The organism is Rhizobium fabae (genome assembly GCF_003985135.1).
Taxonomy (GTDB): domain Bacteria; phylum Pseudomonadota; class Alphaproteobacteria; order Rhizobiales; family Rhizobiaceae; genus Rhizobium; species Rhizobium pisi.
The window spans coordinates 95,741-118,754 of the sequence record NZ_ML133650.1 but is presented as its reverse complement, the minus strand read 5'-3'; the positions used below and the strand labels follow the sequence as shown (position 1 = coordinate 118,754).

Annotated in this window: 27 protein-coding genes and 1 pseudogene; 16 read left to right on the top strand and 12 right to left on the bottom strand. The window is 61.6% G+C overall.

The features are described 5' to 3' along the window. Nucleotides 1–41 precede the first annotated feature (41 nt). Complete coding sequence (locus EFB14_RS14010) at nt 42–1,004, top strand: LysR family transcriptional regulator (RefSeq protein WP_126826111.1); 963 nt, start codon at nt 42–44, stop codon at nt 1,002–1,004. 6 nt (nt 1,005–1,010) lie between these two features. On the opposite strand, the gene EFB14_RS14005 is transcribed toward EFB14_RS14010, so the two are convergent. The 3 genes from EFB14_RS14005 to EFB14_RS13985 form a co-directional block, all read right to left on the bottom strand. Beyond that, nucleotides 1,011–1,391, bottom strand: a complete 381-nt coding sequence (locus EFB14_RS14005) for a VOC family protein (protein ID WP_125846247.1) — start codon at nt 1,389–1,391, stop codon at nt 1,011–1,013. A gap of 529 nt (nt 1,392–1,920) precedes the next feature. Continuing rightward, nucleotides 1,921–2,250 (bottom strand): hypothetical protein, encoded by a 330-nt coding sequence (locus tag EFB14_RS13990; RefSeq protein WP_125846244.1) that lies wholly within the window; start codon nt 2,248–2,250, stop codon nt 1,921–1,923. Next, nucleotides 2,247–2,510: a hypothetical protein gene (locus EFB14_RS13985; RefSeq protein ID WP_126826103.1), complete on the bottom strand. Its 264-nt coding sequence runs from the start codon at nt 2,508–2,510 to the stop codon at nt 2,247–2,249. Before EFB14_RS13985 ends, EFB14_RS13990 begins: the two co-directional genes overlap by 4 nt. Nucleotides 2,511–3,025: 515 nt before the next feature. On the opposite strand from EFB14_RS13985, the gene EFB14_RS13980 reads away from it, so the two are divergent. From EFB14_RS13980 to EFB14_RS32895, 4 genes are all read left to right on the top strand, one after another. Next, entirely contained in the window at nt 3,026–3,343 is a 318-nt protein-coding gene (locus EFB14_RS13980; RefSeq protein ID WP_126826101.1) for a co-chaperone GroES, read from the top strand. A 47-nt stretch (nt 3,344–3,390) separates the two neighbouring features. Further along, on the top strand, nt 3,391–5,025 hold the full coding sequence (gene groL / locus EFB14_RS13975; RefSeq protein ID WP_126826098.1) for a chaperonin GroEL: 1,635 nt from the start codon (nt 3,391–3,393) through the stop codon (nt 5,023–5,025). Nucleotides 5,026–5,091: 66 nt separating this feature from the next. Continuing rightward, nucleotides 5,092–5,484 (top strand): hypothetical protein, encoded by a 393-nt coding sequence (locus tag EFB14_RS13970; RefSeq protein ID WP_126826096.1) that lies wholly within the window; start codon nt 5,092–5,094, stop codon nt 5,482–5,484. A gap of 68 nt (nt 5,485–5,552) precedes the next feature. Then, on the top strand, nt 5,553–5,723 hold the full coding sequence (locus EFB14_RS32895; protein WP_164737529.1) for a hypothetical protein: 171 nt from the start codon (nt 5,553–5,555) through the stop codon (nt 5,721–5,723). 79 nt (nt 5,724–5,802) lie between these two features. Here EFB14_RS32895 and EFB14_RS13965 read toward each other — a convergent pair whose 3' ends face one another. From EFB14_RS13965 to EFB14_RS13955, 3 genes are read right to left on the bottom strand one after another with little or no spacing between them, the layout of a single operon-like run. Next, complete coding sequence (locus EFB14_RS13965; RefSeq protein ID WP_164737528.1) at nt 5,803–6,969, bottom strand: Gfo/Idh/MocA family protein; 1,167 nt, start codon at nt 6,967–6,969, stop codon at nt 5,803–5,805. A gap of 7 nt (nt 6,970–6,976) precedes the next feature. Then, nucleotides 6,977–7,900: a TIM barrel protein gene (locus EFB14_RS13960; protein ID WP_125846238.1), complete on the bottom strand. Its 924-nt coding sequence runs from the start codon at nt 7,898–7,900 to the stop codon at nt 6,977–6,979. Between the two features lie 40 nt (nt 7,901–7,940). Next, nucleotides 7,941–8,855 carry a sugar phosphate isomerase/epimerase family protein gene (locus EFB14_RS13955; RefSeq protein WP_126826094.1) on the bottom strand — a complete coding sequence of 305 codons (915 nt, stop codon included), beginning with the start codon at nt 8,853–8,855 and terminating at the stop codon, nt 7,941–7,943. Between the two features lie 189 nt (nt 8,856–9,044). Between EFB14_RS13955 and EFB14_RS13950 the strand changes: the two genes are divergently transcribed. Continuing rightward, nucleotides 9,045–10,049, top strand: coding sequence for a LacI family DNA-binding transcriptional regulator (locus EFB14_RS13950; RefSeq protein ID WP_126826092.1), 1,005 nt, complete (start codon nt 9,045–9,047; stop codon nt 10,047–10,049). A gap of 24 nt (nt 10,050–10,073) precedes the next feature. On the opposite strand, the gene EFB14_RS13945 is transcribed toward EFB14_RS13950, so the two are convergent. Next, the gene (locus EFB14_RS13945) at nt 10,074–10,979 is read right to left on the bottom strand and encodes a S1C family serine protease (RefSeq protein ID WP_125846235.1); all 906 of its coding nucleotides are present in this window, start codon (nt 10,977–10,979) and stop codon (nt 10,074–10,076) included. 157 nt (nt 10,980–11,136) lie between these two features. Then, on the bottom strand, nt 11,137–12,081 hold the full coding sequence (locus EFB14_RS13940; RefSeq protein ID WP_126826090.1) for an AraC family transcriptional regulator: 945 nt from the start codon (nt 12,079–12,081) through the stop codon (nt 11,137–11,139). Nucleotides 12,082–12,205: 124 nt separating this feature from the next. Between EFB14_RS13940 and EFB14_RS13935 the strand changes: the two genes are divergently transcribed. From EFB14_RS13935 to EFB14_RS13925, 3 genes are all read left to right on the top strand, one after another. Continuing rightward, on the top strand, nt 12,206–13,159 hold the full coding sequence (locus EFB14_RS13935; protein WP_126826089.1) for an SDR family NAD(P)-dependent oxidoreductase: 954 nt from the start codon (nt 12,206–12,208) through the stop codon (nt 13,157–13,159). A gap of 420 nt (nt 13,160–13,579) precedes the next feature. Then, nucleotides 13,580–14,983: an aminotransferase-like domain-containing protein gene (locus tag EFB14_RS13930; RefSeq protein WP_125846381.1), complete on the top strand. Its 1,404-nt coding sequence runs from the start codon at nt 13,580–13,582 to the stop codon at nt 14,981–14,983. 258 nt (nt 14,984–15,241) lie between these two features. After that, a complete protein-coding gene (locus EFB14_RS13925) occupies nt 15,242–15,610 on the top strand; it encodes a DUF983 domain-containing protein (RefSeq protein ID WP_125846231.1) in 369 nt (122 codons plus the stop codon). Here the strand turns inward: EFB14_RS13925 and EFB14_RS13920 are convergent. Then, nucleotides 15,580–16,506, bottom strand: a complete 927-nt coding sequence (locus tag EFB14_RS13920; protein WP_126826088.1) for a LysR family transcriptional regulator — start codon at nt 16,504–16,506, stop codon at nt 15,580–15,582. The two genes, EFB14_RS13925 and EFB14_RS13920, sit on opposite strands and share 31 nt — an antisense overlap. A gap of 149 nt (nt 16,507–16,655) precedes the next feature. Between EFB14_RS13920 and EFB14_RS13915 the strand changes: the two genes are divergently transcribed. The 4 genes from EFB14_RS13915 (at nt 16,656) to EFB14_RS13900 (ending at nt 19,365) form a co-directional block, all read left to right on the top strand. Then, nucleotides 16,656–17,267: a glutathione S-transferase family protein gene (locus EFB14_RS13915; protein ID WP_125846229.1), complete on the top strand. Its 612-nt coding sequence runs from the start codon at nt 16,656–16,658 to the stop codon at nt 17,265–17,267. A 46-nt stretch (nt 17,268–17,313) separates the two neighbouring features. Continuing rightward, nucleotides 17,314–18,246, top strand: coding sequence for a pyridoxamine 5'-phosphate oxidase family protein (locus EFB14_RS13910; RefSeq protein ID WP_126826085.1), 933 nt, complete (start codon nt 17,314–17,316; stop codon nt 18,244–18,246). Nucleotides 18,247–18,324: 78 nt separating this feature from the next. Then, nucleotides 18,325–18,786, top strand: coding sequence for a nuclear transport factor 2 family protein (locus EFB14_RS13905; protein ID WP_126826082.1), 462 nt, complete (start codon nt 18,325–18,327; stop codon nt 18,784–18,786). Between the two features lie 18 nt (nt 18,787–18,804). Continuing rightward, on the top strand, nt 18,805–19,365 hold the full coding sequence (locus EFB14_RS13900) for a TetR/AcrR family transcriptional regulator (protein ID WP_126826079.1): 561 nt from the start codon (nt 18,805–18,807) through the stop codon (nt 19,363–19,365). A gap of 160 nt (nt 19,366–19,525) precedes the next feature. On the opposite strand, the gene EFB14_RS33760 is transcribed toward EFB14_RS13900, so the two are convergent. Beyond that, on the bottom strand, nt 19,526–19,657 hold the full coding sequence (locus EFB14_RS33760; protein ID WP_281015403.1) for a hypothetical protein: 132 nt from the start codon (nt 19,655–19,657) through the stop codon (nt 19,526–19,528). Between the two features lie 156 nt (nt 19,658–19,813). Here EFB14_RS33760 and EFB14_RS13895 point away from each other — a divergent pair. Both EFB14_RS13895 and EFB14_RS13890 read left to right on the top strand, forming a co-directional pair. Continuing rightward, a pseudogene (locus EFB14_RS13895) lies at nt 19,814–20,508 on the top strand (hypothetical protein); the annotation flags it as partial. A gap of 9 nt (nt 20,509–20,517) precedes the next feature. Next, on the top strand, nt 20,518–20,823 hold the full coding sequence (locus EFB14_RS13890; RefSeq protein WP_125846380.1) for a Dabb family protein: 306 nt from the start codon (nt 20,518–20,520) through the stop codon (nt 20,821–20,823). A 222-nt stretch (nt 20,824–21,045) separates the two neighbouring features. Here EFB14_RS13890 and EFB14_RS13885 read toward each other — a convergent pair whose 3' ends face one another. Then, nucleotides 21,046–22,269, bottom strand: coding sequence for an MFS transporter (locus EFB14_RS13885; protein WP_126826076.1), 1,224 nt, complete (start codon nt 22,267–22,269; stop codon nt 21,046–21,048). A gap of 78 nt (nt 22,270–22,347) precedes the next feature. Further along, complete coding sequence (locus tag EFB14_RS32890; RefSeq protein WP_164737527.1) at nt 22,348–22,503, bottom strand: hypothetical protein; 156 nt, start codon at nt 22,501–22,503, stop codon at nt 22,348–22,350. A 247-nt stretch (nt 22,504–22,750) separates the two neighbouring features. Between EFB14_RS32890 and EFB14_RS13880 the strand changes: the two genes are divergently transcribed. Further along, nucleotides 22,751–22,999: a hypothetical protein gene (locus tag EFB14_RS13880; protein ID WP_126826073.1), complete on the top strand. Its 249-nt coding sequence runs from the start codon at nt 22,751–22,753 to the stop codon at nt 22,997–22,999. Nucleotides 23,000–23,014 lie beyond the last annotated feature (15 nt).

The following is a 23,014-nucleotide window of genomic DNA, read 5'->3' as shown; positions in this document are numbered from 1 at the left end:
CTATTGCAAATTGATAGTAGCCATGTCAGGTATTACTCACGATGATGAATGACGCCACTCTTCGTAAGATCGACCTCAATCTTCTGCTCGCCTTTTCGGTGCTGATGCAGGAGCGCAATGTCAGCCGTGCTGCCGAACGCCTGCTGCTCGGTCAGCCAGGTCTCTCGGCCGCTCTGCGGCGCCTGCGCGAGGCGCTGGACGACGAACTGTTCGTGCGTGTCGGTCGGGGCCTGCAGCCGACGCCGCGCGCGCTTTCCATCGCCCCGGCAATCGAGAATGCGCTATCGGGCATCGAGTGCGCCATCCGCCCGCCGGAGGAATTCAATCCGGCGACCTGGCAGGGCGAGTTTCGCATCGGCATGTGCGATAATCTCGAATCCGCTTTCTTCGGCCCGCTCGCGGCTCGCCTTCTCCAGCTTTCGCCCGGAGCCCGGCTTATCGGCATCGCGGCAGAAAAGCGCGATGCCGCCCGCCGGCTGGACGAGGGCGTCTTCGACTTCAGCGTCTCCGTGCACGAGGAGCCGGCCTCCTGGCATATTCGCGCGCCGCTGTTCGACCAGGTCTTGGTCTGCATTTACGACAGCGCTCAACTCGGGCTGAAGGCGCCGCTGAGCCTCGATGACTTCGCTAATGTCGCGCATGTCACTGTCTCGTTCGAAGGTAATGCCGCAACCGGCATCGACATCGCGCTCGGAAGCACCGGCCGCAGCCGCCGTGTGGTGGCGACCGTCCCGCGTTTCTCCGCTCTGCCGACGGCGCTGAGGGCAATGCCCGCCATTGCTGTCGTCCCGGAATCGATCGGCCGTTGCATGGCGCAATTGCACGGGCTGACGATCTGCGAGCCGCCGCTTTCGCTGCCGGCCGATCCCGTGACAATGCTCTATCGCCGGGTGGACCAGGCGGACGGGCGCGCGCGCTGGTTCCGCCGCCTGTTCATTGAGGTCGCCAACGAGGCGCTCGAAGCTTCGGGATGCTGCGTATCGATATCGAGAACAGCGGCCTGACGGTTCTTACAGTTCGCCTTTGTGGAAATAGGCTTCGAGGCGGTAGCCATCGGGATCGATGATGAAGGCGGCATAGTAGAACCGCCCGTAATCCGGCCGGATGCCCGGTTCGCCGTTATCTGTGCCGCCGGAGGCGATGGCGGCCGCATGAAAGGCGTCGACTGCGGCTTCATCAGGGGCGACGAAGCAGAAATGCAGTCCGGATTGCATGTCGGGGACGATAGGATGATCGACCTGCATGACCCAGAGCCCGACCCTCTCGGGACCGTAGCCGATCATGGCGTCGGAATTGGACAGGCGCTCATATCCGAGCGGCGCCAGTGCGGCGTCGTAGAAACGGCGGGCTCTTTCAAGATCTTTTACGCCGATGGAGACATGATCGAACATGAACCGCAAACTCCTTCACGCCGGTTCATCCCAAGAGATGGACTGCCCATCCCCGAGGTGGCACGACGTCACCATCTTTCAAGCGATATCCGAAGTCAACGAGGTCCTGCCGCGCTGGTCAACCCGAAGGGGCGGGCATCCCTAGCCAGGATCAGAAGCGATCGGCTCGGACGTACCAAGAGGTATCCCCATCGCCAGAGGCTCTAGCGCCAGGGGTGAACCGGCGGGGCCTCATGAGCGCCCCGGTTGGCGCCTGACAGCCTGATCCATTCTTTCCGGTATCCTATGTTGAGAAGGTTGAAGGACATTATGTCTTTTCTGGCCTCGGATCGGCTCTCGCCGATCACGGCTTGGTCCGCGTGCACTGGAACACGCGCAGAGACATGATAGACGGACCACGAACGGGCGGGTTCCATCCGACGGTCGCGTTCGATGTTCATCGAGTAGCGGCCGCTCGCGCCACCCTTGTTCGCCCTAGTGGCGACGGCAAAAGCATTCCGTCTTTGTTCGACTTCGTCTTCATGGCTGTTCACGATGTCACCCTTCCGTCATTCGGGCCGTGGCCAAACGTCTTCTCGATCAGTGTTGCGCCGTTGCCGGCGGGCGACATGTTGACCAGCTCCAGGCTGTCTTCGGTCGCGACCCGCTCATGACGCTCGTCGTCACTGTGGATGCGGTATTGCATCATATTTCCTCTGGGCGGCAGCGTGGCGGTAATGCGGTATGTGTCGGGGAGCTTGGAGGGGACGACAAAGAACCCATCCTTCAACCGGACGGTCTGCCCCACCTTGAAGATATGTGTCGCTGCCTCGCGTCGGATCGGACGTCCATTGGGTTGCCGGTTGCTTGTCGCGGTCATGGCTGCTTCTGGTCCTTTTCGAGTGCGTTTTCGAGATCCGACAGGTGGATCGGCATCATCTGCTGCGTCGAACTCTGCGTGGCGATCGCCGGCAGATGGATGAAGGCGCCGACGCGTTGCCAGGCAAGCCGCGAAATGCCGTCAATCAATTCCTCGTCATAATCGACCCGATATTCTCCGGCCGGCTGCGCCATATCGAAGCCCGGCAAGCGAAATGGAGATGAAAAGCAGACGACGGTTTGTGTGGTGCGAATTGTCATGATTCAGGCCTCCGCAGGAATACGCCCATGCGTTTCCTGTATCGTTGACATCCGAACCGAAACGATCCGGACGCTGCCGGTACATCCGCGGTCAGCGCCGGATTCATCCCGGATCGAACAAGCGATATGAGCGCCGGAACGGCGTTCTATATTCGCTATCGACAATTCGGTGGTGTATGGCGGGTCGTAGGTCTCTGACACCGCGAAGCCAAGTCGGCCAAATCAACGAGCTTTATCGGTACGCCTTAATTGAGTTTAAATCAAGATAAATTCGGATTCGTTTATGAAAAACACCGAATTAATTCTTTGTCTCAGCGAATAAAAATGCCGCACGATGGCGCAGAATTTCTTTTCGTTTCATGTTTATTACAAAATATCCGGATGGATCGATTTCTTGAGTTTTTCAAGAAATTTCCGTCCGCGAATAATATTTCTTGGCACTCCTATCAATCGAGTGCCACGAGTGTTATTTATGTATTGCAGCCGCCCTATGCGCCGGCAGCAGAAAGACCTCAATGAAATTCCGTTCACTTCACGACCGCGTCGTCATTCGGCGTGCGGAAGGCGATGTCAAATCCAAGGGCGGGATCATCATACCAGACGCCGCCAAGGAGAAGCCGCAACAAGGCGAAGTGGTCGCAGTCGGCCCGGGCCTGCGCGACAATAGCGGCAACCTGGTCCCGCTCGATGTCAAGGTCGGTGATCTCATCCTCTTCGGAAAATGGTCCGGGACAGAAGTCACGATCGATGGCGAAACCCTTCTGATCATGAAGGAGACCGACATCATGGGCATCGTCGAAAAGACCGAAGAGGCCGCCGACAAAGCCGCCTGAGGGGCGAATTTCGCCCCAGATCTCAAAACCGAACAGGACGAAACATCATGTCTGCCAAGGAAATCAGATTCTCTACCGATGCGCGCGATCGCCTGCTGCGCGGCGTCGAGCTGCTCAACAATGCCGTCAAGGTGACGCTCGGTCCCAAGGGCCGTAACGTCGTCATCGACAAGGCCTATGGCGCGCCGCGCATTACCAAGGACGGCGTTACCGTCGCCAAGGAGGTCGAGCTCGCCGACAAATTCGAGAACATGGGCGCGCAGATGGTGCGCGAGGTGGCCTCGAAGACCAATGATCTTGCCGGCGACGGCACGACGACCGCGACTGTCCTTGCCGCCTCTATCTTCCGCGAAGGCGCAAAGCTCGTCGCCGCCGGCATGAATCCCATGGATCTCAAGCGCGGCATCGATCTCGGCGTTGCCGCCGTCGTTAGGGAAATCCAGGCGAGGGCCACGAAGGTCAAGTCATCAGGCGAGATCGCCCAGGTCGGCACCATTGCCGCCAATGGCGACGCCGCCGTCGGCGAGATGATCGCCAAGGCGATGGACAAGGTCGGCAATGAGGGCGTCATCACCGTCGAAGAGGCAAGGACTGCCGAGACCGAGCTTGATGTCGTCGAAGGCATGCAGTTTGACCGCGGCTATCTCTCGCCCTATTTCGTCACCAATGTCGAGAAAATGCGCGTCGAGCTGGAGGATCCCTACATCCTCGTTCACGAGAAGAAGCTCGCCAGTCTGCAAGCGATGCTGCCGATTCTCGAAGCCGTCGTGCAGACCGGCAAACCGCTGCTTCTCATCTCGGAGGATGTCGAAGGTGAGGCGCTGGCGACGCTTGTCGTCAACAAGCTGCGCGGCGGCCTGAAGGTCGCGGCCGTCAAGGCGCCAGGCTTCGGCGACCGCCGCAAGGCCATGCTGGAAGACATCGCCGTGCTCACGGCAGGCGAGATGATCTCCGAGGATCTCGGCATCAAGCTCGAGAACGTCACGCTCGATATGCTCGGCCGCGCCAAGCGCGTGCTGATCGAGAAGGATAGCACCACCATCATCGATGGCTCCGGCGATAAAGCCGCCATCCAGGCACGCATCCAGCAGATCAAGGCGCAGATCGAGGAGACCACCTCCGACTACGACAAGGAAAAGCTGCAGGAGCGCCTGGCGAAACTCGCCGGCGGCGTCGCGGTCATCCGCGTCGGCGGCGCGACCGAGACGGAGGTCAAGGAAAAGAAGGACCGCATCGATGACGCGCTGAACGCCACCCGCGCGGCCGTCGAGGAGGGCATCGTGCCCGGCGGCGGCGTAGCTTTGCTGCGCGCGAAGTCTGCACTGACAGGACTGACCGGTGAGAATGCCGACATGACGGCGGGCATCTCGATCGTGCTCAGGGCGCTCGAAGCCCCGATCCGCCAGATCGCCGACAATGCCGGGTTCGAGGGCTCGATCGTCGTCGGAAAACTCGCCGGCAGCAATGATCACAATCAGGGCTTCGACGCACAGACGGAGACCTATGTCGACATGATCGAGGCCGGCATCGTCGACCCTGCCAAGGTCGTGCGGACTGCCCTGCAGGACGCCGGTTCGATTGCGGCACTTCTGATCACCGCCGAGGTGATGATCGTCGACATTCCCGCAAGAGACACTGCCCCTGCAGCCGGAAATGGCGGCATGGGCGATATGGGATACTGAAAACAGCCTGAACCGTTCCGGCGTCGCCGGACGGCGCAACCCGCACAATAGACAGGGAGAATTCCAATGTCCGTGCAGAGCAGCAGCAAGACATCGATCACCCAGCGTTTCGACAGTTACCAGCCATCCAAGACGCTTCTCGTCTGGGCCTGCGTCGTCACGGCGATCGCCACAATGATTATAGGCTTCAGCTGGGGAGGCTGGGTAACAGGCGGGACGTCAAGCAAAGCGGCGGCGACGGCCGGCGACATCGCACGCGGAGAGCTGGCGTCGGCCATTTGCGTTGAGCGGTTCAATGCGGCGCCGGATGCGAGCGCGAAACTGATCGAGTTCAAGGCACTTAACGACGGCTACAAGCAGCGTCAGTTTGTTGAGGCCGGCGGCTGGGCGACCATGCCTGGGCAGACCTCGCCCGACAGCCGAAGTGTTCAAGGCTGCGCCACTGCGCTTGCGGTCTGACGCCGATTTTTCGAGGGCGCTCCGATATGTGTGCGGAGCGCTGTCACCGTCATAGCAGGAAATGACCCATGATCCGTTTCGTGAAAAAGAGCGACCCCGAGCCCACGGCAGAAGACCGCGGCGACAACAGCTTCCAGCAAATCCGCGAGGCAGCTGCCGACGAGCATAAGAAAGCCGCCACCGGCAGCACGCGTCGCCGAGCGCCGCGGGCGGCGGAAGATGACGACCGGCTTATCTGATTGCATGTATCGCCGTCGACCAGGCCTCCAGCACGTACATGGCGCGATCTGAGGAAAGGGCTGCACCGCTGTTGACGACCTAGTGATAGTCCAGCCAGAGCCCGCCGGCATCGGCGGAACGCACGCAGTTCTCAACCCAGCGCACCCCCTCCAGGCCGGCATCGACATCGGGGAAGACGAGGTCTTCGATACCGGCCGGGGCAAGACCGCGATGTTCGTCGATCGCGAAGCCGAAGCGGCGATAGAGGTTCGCCCAGGCTTCGAAGAGACCTTCCGGGTGACCGCCGCCGATGCGATCGTCGATCCTGGCTTCGGGATAAAGATAGTCCATGCCACGCTCGAGAATGCGTGCCGGCTCGCCCTGGATTTCGTAGGAAAGCTGGTTCGGCCGCTCGTCCCACCATTCGATACTGGCCTTCGAGCCGACGATGCGGACTTTCTGGCCGTGCATGGAGCCGGCATTGACGGCGCTCGACCAGATGGTGGCGATGGCGCCGTTGTCATACGCCATCAGGGTCACCGCATTGTCTTCGAGCGGCGCGCGGCTTTTGACGAAGCTCTGGCGGGTGCACAGCAGCCGCTTGATCTTGAGATGCGGCAGGATGACCTTCGCGATGTATAGCGGGTGGGTTCCGACGTCGCCGAGGACATAGCTGGGGCCGGCGAATCTCGGATCAACGCGCCATCGCGTCGAGGGGTTCTGATCCTCTACCGCAGCACTATGGAAGCCATGGGCGAATTGCAGGTTGACGATGCGAATCTCGCCGAGATCGCCATTCCTGACCATCGCGCGCGCCTGCTCGATCATCTGGTGGCCGGCATAGCCATAGGTCACCCCCACGATACGGCCCCGCGCTTCGGAAAGCGCCTTCAGCTCTTCGGCTTCGGCGACCGTGAAGCAGAGCGGCTTTTCGCAGATCACATGCAGATCATGCTCGAGTGCGGCCTTGCAGATCGCGAAATGCGTGTTGTTGGGCGTTGCGATCGAGACGGCCTCGATGCCATCCGCACGCCCGGCTTCGGCCGCAAACATCGCCGCATAGTCCGGATAGCTCCTGCCTTCGTCGAGCCCGAGATCGACGCCGAAGGCGCGGCCGCGCTCCGGATCGATGTCGAAGGCGCCGGCCGCAAGGGAAAAGACATCATCGCGATGAGCCGCCGAGCGATGGATATAGCCGATCTGGCTGCCTCTGCCGCCGCCGACCATGCCCCAGCGGATTGGCTTTCTCCTGTCATTCGTCATCATGTCTTTCCTAAAATCCAACCGACCTGAGGTAATCCAGGCTTTGTTTCACATCTTCGAGGCTGCCGGCGACATTGAGAGGATCGCGCTCTTGCTCGACGGTGATGAAACCGTGATAGCCGATCTCCTCAAGCGTTCGCCTGACGGCGGGATAGTCGATGACGCCGCGGCCGATCGGGCACATGACGCCCTGTCCGCAGGCTTCGAAGAAACGGATCTTCTCGCCTAGCACGCGGTCGAAGACAGCCTGGTCGATATCCTTGAAATGGACGTAGTCGAGCCTGTCGGCATAGCGGCGAAGCGTGTCGACCGGATCCATGCCGGCATAATAGGTATGGCCCGTGTCGAGGCAGAAGCCGGCAATTTCCCGCGGAATGTCGTTTGCCACCCGCTCGATCTCGTCGGCGAATTCGATATAGCCGCCCGCATGCGGATGGATGACGGCGCGCACGCCGTATTTGCGCGCTGCGAGCTCCGCAATCGCCGTGATATTGGCGATCATACCGGCCCAGGCACCGTCGTCGAGGCGCGGCGCGCGGTCGGAATGGCCCGCCGCATAGTCCCGCTCGTCATGGCCCCAGTCCATGACCGTGAGATAGGGCGTCCTGAACCGTTGGCCCGCCGCCTGTGCCGGCTGCGGCAGCCGGGTGATGACGGCGCAGATTTCGTCCGTCTGCCGTAACAAAGTTTCTCGGTTGCCGGGGGAGACGAGATCATCGAAGATCGTGCCGGCGACGATGAAGAGATTGCGCTCGGTGAGCGCCTTGGCGACGAGCGCGTCATCGAGCGGCACATAGCCATAGGGTCCGAGTTCGAGGCCGCCATAGCCGGCGGCCGCCGCCTCGTCGAAGACACGCTCCCAGGCGGGAAGGTTCGGATTGCTGACGTCATCCACGCCCCAGCAGCAGGGGGCGGTCGTAATCGTGATGGTCACGGTCTTATTCCTGATAGTGGGGTGCATGAGATGCCGAGGGTCAGCCCAGTTTGCCGGGCCAGTATTTGTCGACGTATTTCTGGATTTCGGAGCGCATGAAGCGGCCGGACTCGTCGGCGCGGTCCTCCCAGCCGAAAACGCAGGCGGTGATGATGCCGTCGAAGCCGACCCCGGCGAGCGAGGAGAAAAAGACGTCCCAGTTGATCTCACCCTGATACATGTCCATGTGCTGATGGATCGTGACCTTCGCGCCCGGCGGATTGACGATGTAGCGCAGGCCTGACGATTTCTTGTGATTATAGGTATCGGCCACATGCACATGGGCGATCAACGATCCGGCATCGCGGATCATCTGCGCCATGTCGTCACCGAAATAGAAGGTATGCGGTGCGCAGTAGAGGAATTTGACGTTCTTCGAGCCGATGGTCTTCAGCATGTCAATCGCCGGATGCAGCGTCTCGCACCAGTCTTCCGGGTGCGGTTCCATGTTGAGCGTGACGCCCTCGCGCTCGAAGACGGGAACGAGCTCTTCCATCGAACGCCACCAGGCGGCCTCGCTGTGCTCATGCGCGTGCATGCCGCCGCAGCAGCTGGAGCGGTGGCCGCGATCGGGCGACGGCCCCCGGCCGAATTCCGAATTCATCGTATCGCAGCCCATCTCCGCCGCGATCACGATCGCTTCCTTCCAGTAGCGGACCGCCGCCTGCCGTTCGTCTTCGTGCGGGCTTGCCCACCGATACATCGGCAGGATCGAGGCGAGCTGGACGCCATGATCCTTCAGCGCCGCCTTGAATTCCGCGATGCGTTCCTTGTGTGCCCTCGGGCGCACCCACCAGGGCAGGAAATCGTCGCGCGGCGAAAGCTCGATGTAGTCAAAGCCAAGGTCCGCCGTCTTGCGGCAAAGATCGCGCAGGTTGAGGTGACGATGCATATGGGGGTCGAGTGCGATCTTCATGTGGTTCCTCCGTCATCCCGCGCCGGCGGGCGATTCCTTGAGTTGTTTCGGGCTCCGGTGCTCCTCCCGAATTGCCGGCACGATACTGCTCGCTTGCCTCCGCGCTCCAATGCTTCCTTGATCAAATTTGATCATTGACTGCGTGGCTTGCCGATGTTCTGCTGTGCCAGGTTGAGGAGCAGGTGGCCCGTGACGAAGGTGACTTTGAAGGATGTCGCCAGGGAAGCCGGCGTTGGCACGGCAACCGTGGAGCGCGTGCTGAACGGTCGCGGCGGCGTGCGGCCGGAGACTGTGGAAAAGGTATTCGTCGCGGCAAGACGGCTTGAATACCGGCAAAGCCTGCAGGTCGCCCATCGCGGCCTCATCCGGATAGAGGTGATCCTCGTCCGCCCGGAAACCCACTTTTATTCGCGGTTGAACCGGGCCTTTGAACGCATCGCCGCCTCGCTCGACGACAGCATCGTCGTTCATCGAACCTTCGTCCGCGAAGACGAGCCGGCGCAGTTTGCGCGCTATATTGCCAACCCGACGGCGCGCCGCTCGGCACTGATCGTGGTTGCGCCCGACCATGTCGATGTCGTCACCAGCGTGCGAAAGGCCGCGGATCTCGGCATTCCCGTTGTCCAGATCATGACCCGTCCGGCTCCCGAACTGCCCTATGTCGGCATCGACAATTATGCCGCCGGCCGCACGGCAGCGCATTACATGTCGGGCATGCTGGCGAAACGTCCCGGCTCCGTCGTGGCTCTCTGCCACAGTGGAGCCTATGAGAATCACAAGGAGCGGATCCGCGGCTTTTCCGCCTATCTCGCGGAGAGAGGTTCGAACGAACACCGTTTCATCGAGGTCATGTTCGACCTCGATGATGAACACAATGCGATGGAACTGCTGCGATCGGCGCTCCGGCGGGAGCCGGGCATCATCGGTGTCTACACTGCCGGTGGAGACAACAAGGGTATCGCGCGGGTGGTCGAGGCAAGCGGAACGGAGCGGCCCTTCTGGGTCGGCCACGAATTGACGGCAGAGACGCGGGACTATCTGCGCCGTGGCATCATGTCGATCGTGCTCGACCAGGCGCCGGAGGTGCAGGCCAGACGATCGATAGACCTGGCCCTGAACCGGCTAGGCCTCATCGAGGTGGAAGTCAGCTCCGAACCCGTGCGTTTCCTGACGATCACGTCGGAGAATCTTTAAAGCGGGATAAGGATATCCGAGGACCTACTGCAATTGCGGCTTTCTGAGAAAGCTGTTGCGGTCGGCGGATTTGATGCGCAGCCATGCTTCCCGGCCGTTCCTCAAAATCCGCAGGGGAATTTCGGCGCCGGCGGGGCCGCTGCTCCATACCTTGCGATAAAAATCGGCCAGTCCATCGACCTCTTCGTCCCGGATCTCCGAGATGATATCGCCCTGGCGTAAGCCGGCCTGAGCTGCCGGGCCACCTTCGGCCACGCTCATGACCACGACGCCGCCATTGCTCTCGGCGGAGAATGCACCCAACCAGGGCCGCGGCGGCCTGTTGACCTGGCCCCGGTTCAAGAGGTCGTCGAGAATCGGCAGCAGCAGGTCGATCGGCACGACCATATTGATATCGGCGGTCTCGCCGCCCTGGCTCATCTGCAGCCGAAGCGAACCGATGCCGAGAAGCTTGCCGTCCGAGCCGATCAGCGCCGCGCCACCCCAGGACGGATGGGCCGGTGCAGTGAAAATTGCCTCATCAAGCAGATATTCCCAGTAGCCGGCGAATTCCTGCCGGGCGACGATGTTGGCCTCGACGAATTCACCGATCCCATCAGCAAGCACGACGGGATCACCGGGCTTGGCCCCGGTCGCGTCGCCCAAAGCCACGGCCGGCGCATCGAGGTTGCCGAGCGCCTGCACCAGGCCGAAGCCGCTTTCCTGATCGTAGGCGAGGGGGTGGGCAGGAACCACGCGCCCATCCTGGGTCGTCAGCCAGACTTCTTCTGCTTCGGTGATGAGATAACCGATGGTCAGCACCAGCCCGTTGTCCCGGATGACCACGCCGCTACCCTCCCGGATGGTGCCCAGCGTCTCCGCTGTGAAGGCATTTTCCGGAATTGAGGAACGTACGGCCACGACTGACCGCAAAATCGGATCGATATTCATGCTTTCATCCCATGGGGCGCCGGCACGGAAGGCTGAAAGCCGGCGCATTCCGCCTTAAATAGGTAAGAAGATGGAGGGGCGGGCGCAAGACCGTATCGGACGGAATTTCGGCAGGCCAACGCGCGACCTCCCTGTGATGCCTGCACCAATCAAGGGTTCACTGAACGCCGAGACTATCTCGCATGGCACCGGCGGGCGGCTGAGCGCGACCATATTGCCGCGGCGAGCATCCCATCACTCTCTTGAAAGCGGTGCTGAATGCGCTTTCGGATTCATAACCGAGCGACAGGGCGACACCGGCAATTGCTTCGGCCGAGTTTGTCAATCGGTCACCTGCGAGAAGCATGCGCCAGCGCGTCAGATAATCCATCGGCGCAAGCCCGACCTTTTCCTTGAAGTGGAGAGCAAAACTTGACCGGGACATCGAGGCCCGTTCAGCCAGCGACTGCAATGTCCACTTGCGGGCTGGATCGGCATGCACGGCACCGATGGCCGCACCGATCCGCCGGTCGGTAAGCGCGAAAAGCCAGCCGACGCCGCGCGCATTCGGCGATGCGATATGGAGGCGCAATACCTGCATGAGCATGACATGAGCAAAATGCTCCGCCATCAGAAAGCCGCCCGGCTGCTGGTCGCGCAATTCGCGCGTCATCCGATCGAGACACCAGCGCAGCACGGCGGCGTGATCAGAATCCCTCTTCACATGGACGATTGGCGGCAGGATTCCGAGTAGGATGTCCGAATTTCCTCCCGAAAAGGAAAAGCGGCTGCCGATCAGGAAGAAATCGCCTCCGCCGTTGCAAGTCGCAATGCCGTCGCGGGCGATCGAATAGATCGCATCGGACGGGATCGCTTCGAGAGCCGGATCGCTGGCGAGACGAAAGGCTCGGCGGCTCGTCAGCAGAAAGCAGTCGCTTTCCTCCAGGCGGACAGCTTCGGGGACGCCATCGACGCTGAGCCAGCACGCGCCTGATATCACCGCGTTGAACTTGATGCCATCAGGGGGCGGAAAATCGATCGCCCAAGCGCCGCCAGCGTCAAGCCCCGCGGAAACATAGCTGCGCGGTTTGAGCAATGCGAGAACATCGGATAATGGATCCATGCAAAAAATCCGGACGATGGCGAAGATATGCCGGACTTTAGCGCATGGATCGTCTGGGGACCACGCCTTATTCTCGCGACGTCGCCCCGAGCGACGGCACCTTCGCAGAACAAAGGCAACTATCATGAATGACAAACAAGTCCCGATCGGCTCCGGATTTGGAGCCCACACGACTGCCGACGAGGTTCTGGCCGGTCTCGATCTTTCCGGCAAGCGCGCCATCGTCACCGGCGGCCATTCCGGCCTCGGGCTCGAGACCACGCGCGCTCTGGCGGGCGCCGGCGCTAAGGTGACCATCGGCGCAAGGAACATCGAGGTGGCGCGCAGCGCGGTCGCCGGTATCGATGGCGTAGAGATTGATCGGCTCGACCTTTCCGACCTCGAAAGCGTGCGCGTCTTTGCCGAGCGGTTCGTCGCGTCTGGCCGCGGCATCGACATCCTGATCAACAGCGCCGGCATCATGGCCTGCCCGGAAACGCGTGTCGGCAACGGATGGGAGGCACAGTTCGCGACCAATCATCTCGGCCATTTCGCCTTGGTCAACCGCCTTTGGCCGGCGATCTCGCGCGGCGCTCGCATCGTTTCGGTTTCCTCCGGTGGCCATGGCAACTCCGCCATACGATGGGAGGATGTGCAATTCGAGACCGGTTACGACAAATGGCGGGCCTACGGTCAGTCTAAGACCGCCAACGCACTTTTCGCCGTGCATCTGGACAGGCTCGGGTGCGACACCGGCATCCGCGCCTTTTCGCTGCACCCGGGCAATATCTTTACCCCCTTGCAGCGCTATCTCGCAAAGGAGGAAATGGTTAGTGCCGGCTGGATCGATGAGGCCGGCAATCCGATTGATCCGACATTCAAGACGCCATCCCAGGGCGCCGCCACGCAGGATTGGGCGGCGACCTCGCCGCAACTCGACGGTATGGGGGGCCTCTATTGCGAGGACTGCGATATCGCCATCTGCGCAACGGATGGAGAACCCGGCGGCGTCAGCGGCCATGCAGCCGATCCCGAGGAGGCGGCACGCCTCTGGATCTTGTCGGCAAGGCTGACCGGCATTGACGCTTTCGCGGCGTAGGTCTGAAGCCATAGCTCGCGGTAAACCCTCGTCAATGCGCGCTGAAGATGCTGCCGATTGTGTTGCCGTTCTCGCGCCTCACCCGGGCCTTCTCGGGTGAAAGCTCGATCAACTGGATCCGCGGCGCCTCGCCCAGGCGGAAGCCGCGCAATGGCTTCGCGCTTGCGGCAGCAAGCGGAGCGGATCGTCAGCACGTCATCGGCGCGCACGCTGCCGAATCGGCCTGCGACAGCGCGGTGGCGCAGATAGCAGTCAAATCCACGCATTCGTCATTAAAACGTACTAAGGCATGCGCAAGAGCTGGGGCATTCCGTCCTGCGTCGCTCTCCGGACTTGGCGCGCGACATTTTTCGTGACAGCAGTTGTGTGCAACAATATACAGTCAATCCTATCAGGAATCAGACTGGCACGGATCGCGAAATGAAAGACTGGCATCCCGATCTCAGCCGCAGCAGCAGCCCCCGTTATATGGCGATCGCCGATTTGATCGAAATGGATCTGCGCAGCGGGCATCTGGCGGTCGGGGACCGGCTACCGCCGCAACGCGAGCTCGCCAAGCGGCTGAATGTCGATTTCACCACCGTGGCCAGAGGCTATGTGGAGGCGCAGAAACGCGGGCTCGTGGATTCGCATGTCGGCCGCGGCACTTTCGTCACCGGTAGCGCGGGCACGGAGAACCAGGGTCTGACGCTCGACATGGCGCCCGATCCCCGCCGCGCATCCGTCGTCGATCTCTCGATGAACATGCCACCGGAGCCTGACGATCCGGAACTCATTGCCCGCATGCGCGATGGCATGTCGGCGGTGGCCGCAAACCTTGTTCCGCTTCTGCGTTATCAAGGTTTCGGCGGCTCCGGTATGGACAAGGAAGCCGCCGCCGCCTGGCTCGGTCGCCGCGGGCTCAAGCCCTCGCAGGAGCGGATATTCGTCACGCCTGGCGCCCATCCGGCGCTGCTGGCGATCTTCGGCCTGCTCGCAAAACCCGGCGAGACCGTGCTTTCGGAGATCGTCACCTATCCCGGCATGCGCTCGATCGCTGCCCAGTTGCGGCTCAATCTCGCCGGCCTGCCGATGGATGAGGCGGGTATCCTGCCCGACGCCTTCGCTAGAGCCTGCGAGAGGCTGAAGCCGAAGGCGCTCTATCTCAATCCGACGCTGCAGAACCCGACGACACTGACGATCCCGGCCAAACGCCGTGAGGAGATCTGCGCCGTTGCCCGCAAATATCAGGTGCCGATCGTGGAGGATGACGCCTACGGCTTCATTCCGCTGCAAGGCCCGTCGCCGCTTGCGGCGACAGCGCCTGATCTGACCTGGCATATCGGCGGACTGGCGAAATGCATCGGTGCAGGTCTGCGCCTTGCCTATGTCGTGGCGCCGGATACCAAGGCCGTCTGGCCCTTCGTCAGCGCCATGCGCGCCAACAATGTCATGGCCTCGCCGTTGAACATGGCGCTCCTCACCCGCTGGATCGAGGACGGCACAGCCGATGCGATCCTGCGCTTCATCCGTTCCGAGGCCGCAGCCCGCCAGCAGATGGTCGCCGCCATCCTGCCCGCCGGCAGCTACCGCGCCGATCCGCTCAGTTTCAACATCTGGCTGCCGCTGTTGAACGGCTGGACCCGCTCCACCTTCGCCAGTCACATGCAATCCTCCGGCATCGCCGTGCTGGCAAGCGATGCCTTCACGGTCGAGGGCCCTGCACCGGAAGCGGTGCGGGTCTGCCTCGGCGGCCCGGTCACCCGGGAGAAGCTGCAAGGCGCATTGGAATTCATGGCGCATGCGCTCGAAGGCCCGCCGGAGATGGCGGCTTCATTTTTCTGACAGCAGGTCGACAACCTGCCTGCCGACGCGGTCGAACGTCGGGGCGGGGGTCAGATCGACCGCGACATCTGCCTTCCGGCCCGTCTCGGCTCTCAAACTGAACTTGCGAAACCGCGATCAGCTCGCAACCTGCTGGCGGGCATCTGCGTCATTCTGGCAAATTGATTGGACAATCTCGCATAGTGTAATTATATTGAATGCATACATTCAAGGACATTGATCGCATCAATGTCCGCGGCGCACGAAAGCGAGATCGTTATGGACACCGAATATCCTCCGCTTCCTCCAATGCAGACCGGCATCAGGGGACGCTGCCCGCGTTGCGGCCAGGGACACATGTTCAAGGGCTTCCTGACATTGCGGCCGGAATGCGAGGCTTGCGGCCTCGACTATTCCTTCGCCGATCCGGCCGACGGCCCGGCTTTCTTCGTCATCTGCTTCGCCTGCATACCGAGCGTGCTGCTTGGCGTCTGGCTTGAGGTGGCGTTCTCTGCGCCTTTCTGGGTGCAGCTCCTCGTCACCGGTCCCTTCATGCTCGCGACCTGCATTCCGCCGCTACGGCCGCTGAAGGGTTGGTTGGTCGCCAGCCAGTATTTTTACAAGGCGGAAGAGGGCAAGCTCGCCTGATCCTTGCTCAGCGTCGCCCGCAGGCGCGGCGTCGCGAAATCGATGAGCGCCCGCAATTTCAGGGGCACCAGCCCTTGCGAGGGATAGACGAGATGCACCGGTGCCGGCTGCGGTTCGAAATCGGCAAGCAGCGGCACCAGCAGCCCCGCCATTTCGGCGAGCGCGGCTTGATAGGAGAGCACACGCGTGACGCCGAGGCCGGCGACGGCCGCATCGACCGCGGCCTCGGCGGTATTGACGGCAAGCCGTGAGCGTATCGGCACGGCGAGATCGCGTTTTCCATCCGTGAATGTCCAACTCACCGTCGAAGCCATGCCCTCGAAGGTGATACAGTCATGTGTCGCGAGATCGCCCGGATGCCGGGGTGCGGCGTGCCGTGTGAGATAATCCGGGCTGGCATAGACCGTGCGGCGGATCGCGCCGAGCCTTGTGGCGATCAGGTTGCTGTCCGGCAGGTTGCCGATCCTGAGAGCCACATCGATATGATCCTCGACCAGGTTCGATAGCCGGTCGCCAAGCATCAGCCGCAGATTGATATCGGGGTAGGCTTTGAGGAAATCGACCACGACGGGCAGGACATGCAGTCGCCCGAAGACGATCGGCGCGGTCATCGTCAGTTCGCCCTTCGGTGCGCTGTATTCGCCAGCGGCCGTCCGTTCCGCCTCTTCCACTCGATCGAGAATTTCCCGCGCTGCCTCCACATAGGAGCGACCGGCCTCCGTCAACGCGATCCTCCTGTTGGTCCTTTGCAGCAGCTGGGCGTTGAGGTGTGCTTCCAGTTCCGAAACCTTGCGGCTGACGGTGGCAAGCGGCGAGCGCAGATGCCGTGAGGCCGCCGACAGGCTGCCCTGTTCGACAACGGCAAGAAGCACGGTCATGGCGTCGAGGCGGTCCATTCCAGCCTTCCATAAATTGGTAGTTTTCCTTCCAAATTAGCATTCTACTGCAGCTGAGTGGAAGACATTAAATTCCCATGCAGATGGTTCGAAGCGGCCATCGCCGGAGGCGCAGGCCCTGCCTCCATCAGAAGACCAGAGGAACCGTCATGAAACTTTATCATCACCCGCTTTCCGGCCATTCGCACCGGGCTCACCTGTTCCTGTCACTGCTTGGCGTGCCCTATGAATTGATCGAGGTCGACATGGCGGCAGGCGCTCACAAGTCCCCGGACTTTCTGAAGCTCAATCCCTTCGGCCAGGTGCCGGTACTCGACGACAATGGTGTGGTCATTACCGATTCCTCGGCCATCCTTGTCTATCTGGCGCGCAAATACGGCCGCACCGACTGGCTGCCGGAAGAGGCCCTGGCCGCGGCGCGGGTACAGAAATGGCTCTCGGTCGCCGCGGGCGAGATCGCCTACGGGCCTTGTGCCGCTCGTCTGGTCACAGTCTTCGGCGCCGATTTCCGCGTCGAGGAAGTCATCGCCCGGGCGCACCGCATCCTCGCACTGGTCGAGGCGGAACTGGAAGACCGCCACTTCCTGCTCGGTAACAATCCTGTCGTCGCCGACATCGCGCTCTATAGCTACATCGCCAACGCACCGGAGGGGAATGTCGATATTTCGGCCTATCCAAACGTCCGCGCCTGGCTGGCGCGCATCGAAGCGCTGCCGGGGTTCGTCGGCTTTCGCAAGACGAAGATCGGCCTTGCCGCCTGAAGATCGCCCTCCCGCTTTCCCGAATGTTACCTGGAAGGAAGCCACAATGCTGGAACAGACAAGACAGGATGGCACATCGCCCTGGCATGAGGGCGAGCTTGCCATGCAGCGCAGCGTCGGCGTCGTCGAACGCATGGACGGGCCTGGGCGGAATTTTGTGCGCCGGGCCATGCCGGAACAGCATCGTGCTTTCTTTCCGATGCTGCCTTTCGTCGTACTCGGCACGGTCGATGCCAGGGGAGATACCTGGGCAACGGTCCGGGCTGGGCGGCCGGGTTTCCTGTCCTCACCGGAGCAGGAGATCCTCGATGTCAGCCTGCCGCGCGACGCGGCCGATCCCGCCGATGCCGGTATGGAAGAGGGCGACGCAATCGCAATGCTCGGCATCCAATTGGAGACCCGGCGGCGCAACCGGTTGAACGGCGTGATACACAGGACCGGCGTGGAAAGTTTTTCGGTACGTGTCGGCCAGAGTTTCGGCAATTGCCCGCAATATATCCAGCTTCGCTCTTCCGCCTTTGTCCGCGATCCTGATCTACCCACAGCGATGCAGCGGCTTCATTCCGCCCAGCTCGACGATCGGGCGCGGCGGATGATTGAAGGCGCCGATACGTTTTTCGTCGCTTCTTATGTCGATCGCGACAATGGCGAGCGGCAGGTCGATGTGTCCCATCGCGGCGGCAATGCCGGCTTCGTGCGCGTCGGCGCCGATGGCGTGCTGACCGTTCCCGATTTTCCCGGCAATCGGTTCTTCAACACGCTCGGCAATTTCCTGGTCAACCCCAGGGCGGGGCTGGTCTTCGTCGACTTCGAAACCGGCGACGTGCTGCAGATGACGGGAAGGGTCGAGGTGCTGCTGGATTCGCCCGAGATTGCAACCATTCAACGGGCGGAAAGGCTGTGGCGTTTCACGCCCGAACACATCGTATTTCGACCGGATGCTTTGCCGCTGCGTTGGAGCCTGGGTATCGACCTCTAACGCCGGATGCCACCAAAGGCGCCTTGCCAATTATTGTACCGATAGGTACAGTGCTAGCTGATCAGTACAGGAGATCTCATGTCCAGCCTCGTTCCACCCTTCACCCTGGAGACCGCCACCCAGAAAGTCCGTCTTGCCGAAGACGGCTGGAACAGCCGCGATCCCGAGCGCGTCTCACTTGTCTATACGCCGGACAGCCGCTGGCGGAACCGCGCCGAATTCATCACCGGCCGCCCCGAGATCGTCGCCTTCCTCACCCGCAAATGGGCGAAGGAATTGGACTATCGGCTGATCAAGGAAATCTGGGCCTTCACCGATAATCGCATCGCGGTCCGCTTCGCCTATGAATGGCACGATGACAGCGGCAACTGGTTCCGCTCCTACGGCAACGAGAACTGGGAGTTCGATGCCGCCGGCCTCATGCAGCGCCGCTTCGCCTGCATCAACGATCTGCCGATCCGGGAGTCGGAGCGCAAATACCATTGGCCGCTCGGCCGGCGACCGGACGACCATCCCGGCCTGACCGAACTCGGCCTCTGAAGCCGGGGAAAGCCTGAGGTGAAGACCGTCTATGAACGCGGAGACGTCGTGCCATTGCTGGCGGAAATCTTCCGCGAGTTCGGCTACGAGGGCACGTCGCTCAGCCGCATCACCGAGCGAACCGGCATCGGCAAGGGCAGCCTTTATCACTTCTTTCCTGGTGGCAAGGAGGAGATGGCGAGCGCTGTTATCGCCGAGATCGATGGCTGGTTTGAACAGGCGATCTATCGGCCGCTGAGAAATGACGACGCCCGTCAGGCGATCGCGGCGATGTGGGTGAATGTCAACGATTATTTCCGTTCCGGCGGTAGGATCTGCCTTGTCGGAGCCCTCGCGCTTGACGAGACACGGGCGCGGTTTTCGGTGGCGATCGGCGACTATTTCATTCGCTGGATCGACGCATTGCGAGCGGCGCTGGTGCGGGCTGGCTGCCCTGAGGAGGAGGCGCGAGCACTCGCCGAGGAAAGCGTCGCCGGCGTTCAAGGCGCGCTGGTGCTGTCGCGCGCACTTGATGATAAAGCGGTTTTTATCAGGTCGCTGCAAACGCTGGCGAAACGGCTTGACGCTACGGCGCGATGAGCCTGTCGCGGTTAGACATACCCGGCCGCCATGAGCTGGCCGGGGTATTGGTCGGGCGTCGACGGCACACAAGCTGGGGAGGCGGCGAACCGCGAAGAGAGGCGAATAAGCGGCTCGATTAAGGGCTCCCCTTACATCGACACCGCTTTGTGTATATTTCTCAGCGTTGTTGTTGAGGTTGCTGCGCCGGACGGGGATTTTCCCGTTCAAGGCGAATCTGGCGCCACTCATTTTCCATCTGGTCGACCAGGTGCTGGGGAATGGTGGTTTGTGTGTTGGCGGGCGTCTGCATCGGAAGTCTCCTCTTTCGGGGTCAAGGCTTCAGGGCAGGAAGATGCATTGCACAAGACAAAAGGCGTGTAAATCAGTGGCTTAAACACTTTAAACGATTAAATGGATTTTAATCGATTAAGACGGTTTTAACCATGATATTTATGGGAAGCGCGGAATGGTTGTCCACATGGACCGGGTATTCTTTTTCGATGCGGTGCGGGACGGGCTCTTCAAAGGAAAGCTGACTCAGCCTCAGGTAGTGGGTATCACGGCGATTCTCGACGCCTGGGAAAAACGCTTTTCTCATGCCGATCGGCGGTGGCTCGCTTATATCCTCGCAACCGCCTACCACGAGACCGCCTATACGATGCAGCCGGTGCGGGAGACGCTGGCGGAAAGCGATGCGCGCGCGGTCGAGATCCTGGAGGCGGCCTTCGCCGCGGGCAGGCTTTCCTGGGTGAAGACGCCCTACTGGCGGCCGGACGAGGACGGCCGCAGCTGGCTCGGGCGCGGCCTGGTGCAGCTCACCCACAAGCGGAATTATGAGGCGATGAGTGTGCTGACGGGTATCGACCTTGTTGCCGATCCTGACCGGGCGATGGAGATGGAGGTGGCGGTGACGATCCTGATCGAAGGCATGCTGCAGGGCAGCTTCACCGGCCACAAGCTCGAAGATCACCTGAATGCTACGACCGAGGACTGGGTGAACGCGCGCCGCATCGTCAACGGCACCGACCGGGCGGAAAAGCTCGCAAGCTATGCCGCGGTCTTTGATGCGGCGATACGTCCGGATCCCTCACGCACGCGATCGAGCGGTTGAAGGCCCGGGGCGCGCGTGTTATCGCGCGGCTCACCGCCTCATCTGACAGGAGCTCCCGCGTGATCCGCCATATCGTCTTCTTCACCGTGCAGGAGGAACATCTGGAGGAGGTGAGGGCAGGGCTTTCGATCCTGACCGGCATTCCGCATGCACGGCTGCTAGAGATCGGCACCAATGTGAAGACCGATCAGCTGGGGACCGAGATCGATCTCGTGGTCTATGGCGAATTCGACGATGAAGCGGCCCTAGCCGCCTACAAAGCGCATCCCGATTATCAGCTCTCGATCGAGCGCGTGCGGCCGCTTCGGGAAAAGCGGATCGCCGCCGATTATGACAGCCATGCAGCGGTGACGCGGCCGCTCTGAATTTCGTGAGATTCCGCAGCGCGGACTGCTATTTCATCGGAAATTCAGATGGATGACCGGCTCTCCCGAATCCGGCCGTTGCGACGTTGAATCAACTTCTAAGCCGCTGGACTCAACTCTTGAAAAAGCGGCGGCAAGCGTTTCAAAAGATTCGCCAAAGCGGCTGCACGTTTATGGAAAGTCGGTCGTAGCGGCCCGTCTGCCTGGACACAAGGACCCGTATCACGAAACGACCGGGCTCGGCTCCGATGTGCGAGCCCCGCGCACCAGCGCCATCAGCATCACCACGAAGGTCAGCCCCAATGCTGCGAGAACGGCGCAGCCAAGGAGTGCCGGGCCGGTGCCGGCGCGGTCAAGAATGGCGGTGACGATAACGGGGGCGGCGGCATTGGCGAGGTTTTGCGGCAGCGACAGCCGGGCCGATTGCAGGCCGAATTCGCGCGGTGAAAACAGCGCCAGCGGCAGCAGCGCGCGGGCGACGGTCATGACGCCGGAGCCGAAGCCATAGAGCAGGACGAAGGTGATGAGGAGCGGCGTCGAAGGACTGGCGACCAGCATCATCAGGAAACTTGCCGCCATCAGGCTGATGCCCATTGCAGCACTGAGGATGGGGTTGCCGCGTCGACCGAGCAGCATGTCGAGGAAACGCGCCGAGATGCCGAGGACGCCGCGTGCCGAGCCGAGCTGCAGCGCCAGCGCCGGTGAAGCGCCGGACTGCCGGAAGATTTCGAGCAGCGATGGCGAGAGACCGAAGGTGACGAAGGTCGAGATCGTCGTGGCTGCGGCAATCAGCAGGAAGGCTTTGCGCTGCGCCGTCTTTGAAAGCGGCACCGGGGCGATTTCCGCCGTGCCGCCTTCGACATGCGCTGCAATCGGTTTCGGCAGGGCGAAAAGATGCAGCGGCAGGCAGACGAAGAATTGCAGCGCCGCGCAGGCGAGGAAGGTGAGGCGCCAGCCGATCGCCTCGTTGAGCAGGCTGAGGATCGGCCAGAAGATGGCGCTCGAAAGCCCGGTGAACAGCATCAGGATGGCAATGACGCGTTTGCCATTCGCCCCTTCGCGCTCGACGACGGCGGTATAGGCCGGCGCCGAAAGGCCGAGTGCGCCGCCGATGCCGATGATAGTCCACGCTACGGCATAGAGCGCGATGCCGTTTGCGGCGGCAAGCAGAAGCTGGCCGAGCGCGAAGATCAGCGAGGCGGCCGAAAGCACGCGGGCGGCGCCATAGCGGCCAAGCCAGCGGCCGGTCGCAGGACCGACAATTGCGCTGACCATCATCATGATCGTGAGACCGGCAAACACCACCTCGTTCGGCAGCCCGAGATCGGGCGCCACGACACGGCCCATGACGCCGAGCATGTCGAATGTCGTGCCCCAGCCGATGAGCTGGGTAATGGCGAGGACGATGACTGTCTGCGCCGAGCGGAAGCGGAGGGATTTAGGCATCAATGCTGGAACGGTTTGAAATGCGGGGTAGCAGGAGCGTAACAGTTTCAATCGGGCGGTGAAAGCTATGGCACGCGGTCACCCGTGCTTTTCCATAAACGCGGGAAACGATGAAATGATGACATGAAACATCGGTACAATTTCAGGGCGACCGGCGCGGCTGGGCGTCTGCTGCCATCTGCCGGTATGCCGGGGCATCGACACGGGCGCGGCCGATTCGGCTGCGGCGGTCATGGTGAAACTCGTCGGCTTGCCTTTGTGAAAAGGGGGGAGCGAACTCGCTGAGCCTGTGTTGAGGAGTTTTTTCCGCGGGGAAGACCGCCAACGCTTGCTGCAGAGGCGGTTTCCCGCGGCGAAAATCGATCGTCCCGAACGGTCGAGAACAGTTCTAAACACCCTGGATTACCGTGCATTCATTTGCCATTCAGGTCGCGTGAGTACATATTCGGAACAAGTTGGCATTACCTTGAAAGCATAAGACATGGCCTTTCCTCTGAGCGTCGCAGCATTGGCCGCCGGACTGGTGGTATCGGCGCCCTCACCGGACGCGACGGGCACTTTTGTCGTGCGCGTAGCAGGCGATTGCAGCGCCGCCGCAGCCCAGGTCGTCGAGGAGACGGGCGGCCAGCTTCTGTCGGTGCAACCGGTGGGCGATACCTGCATCATCACCGTTCTCGTACAGGGCAACGGACAACGTCCACGCAAGGTGACGGTAAAGGTTCCGATGTAAGCGGAATCGGCTTAT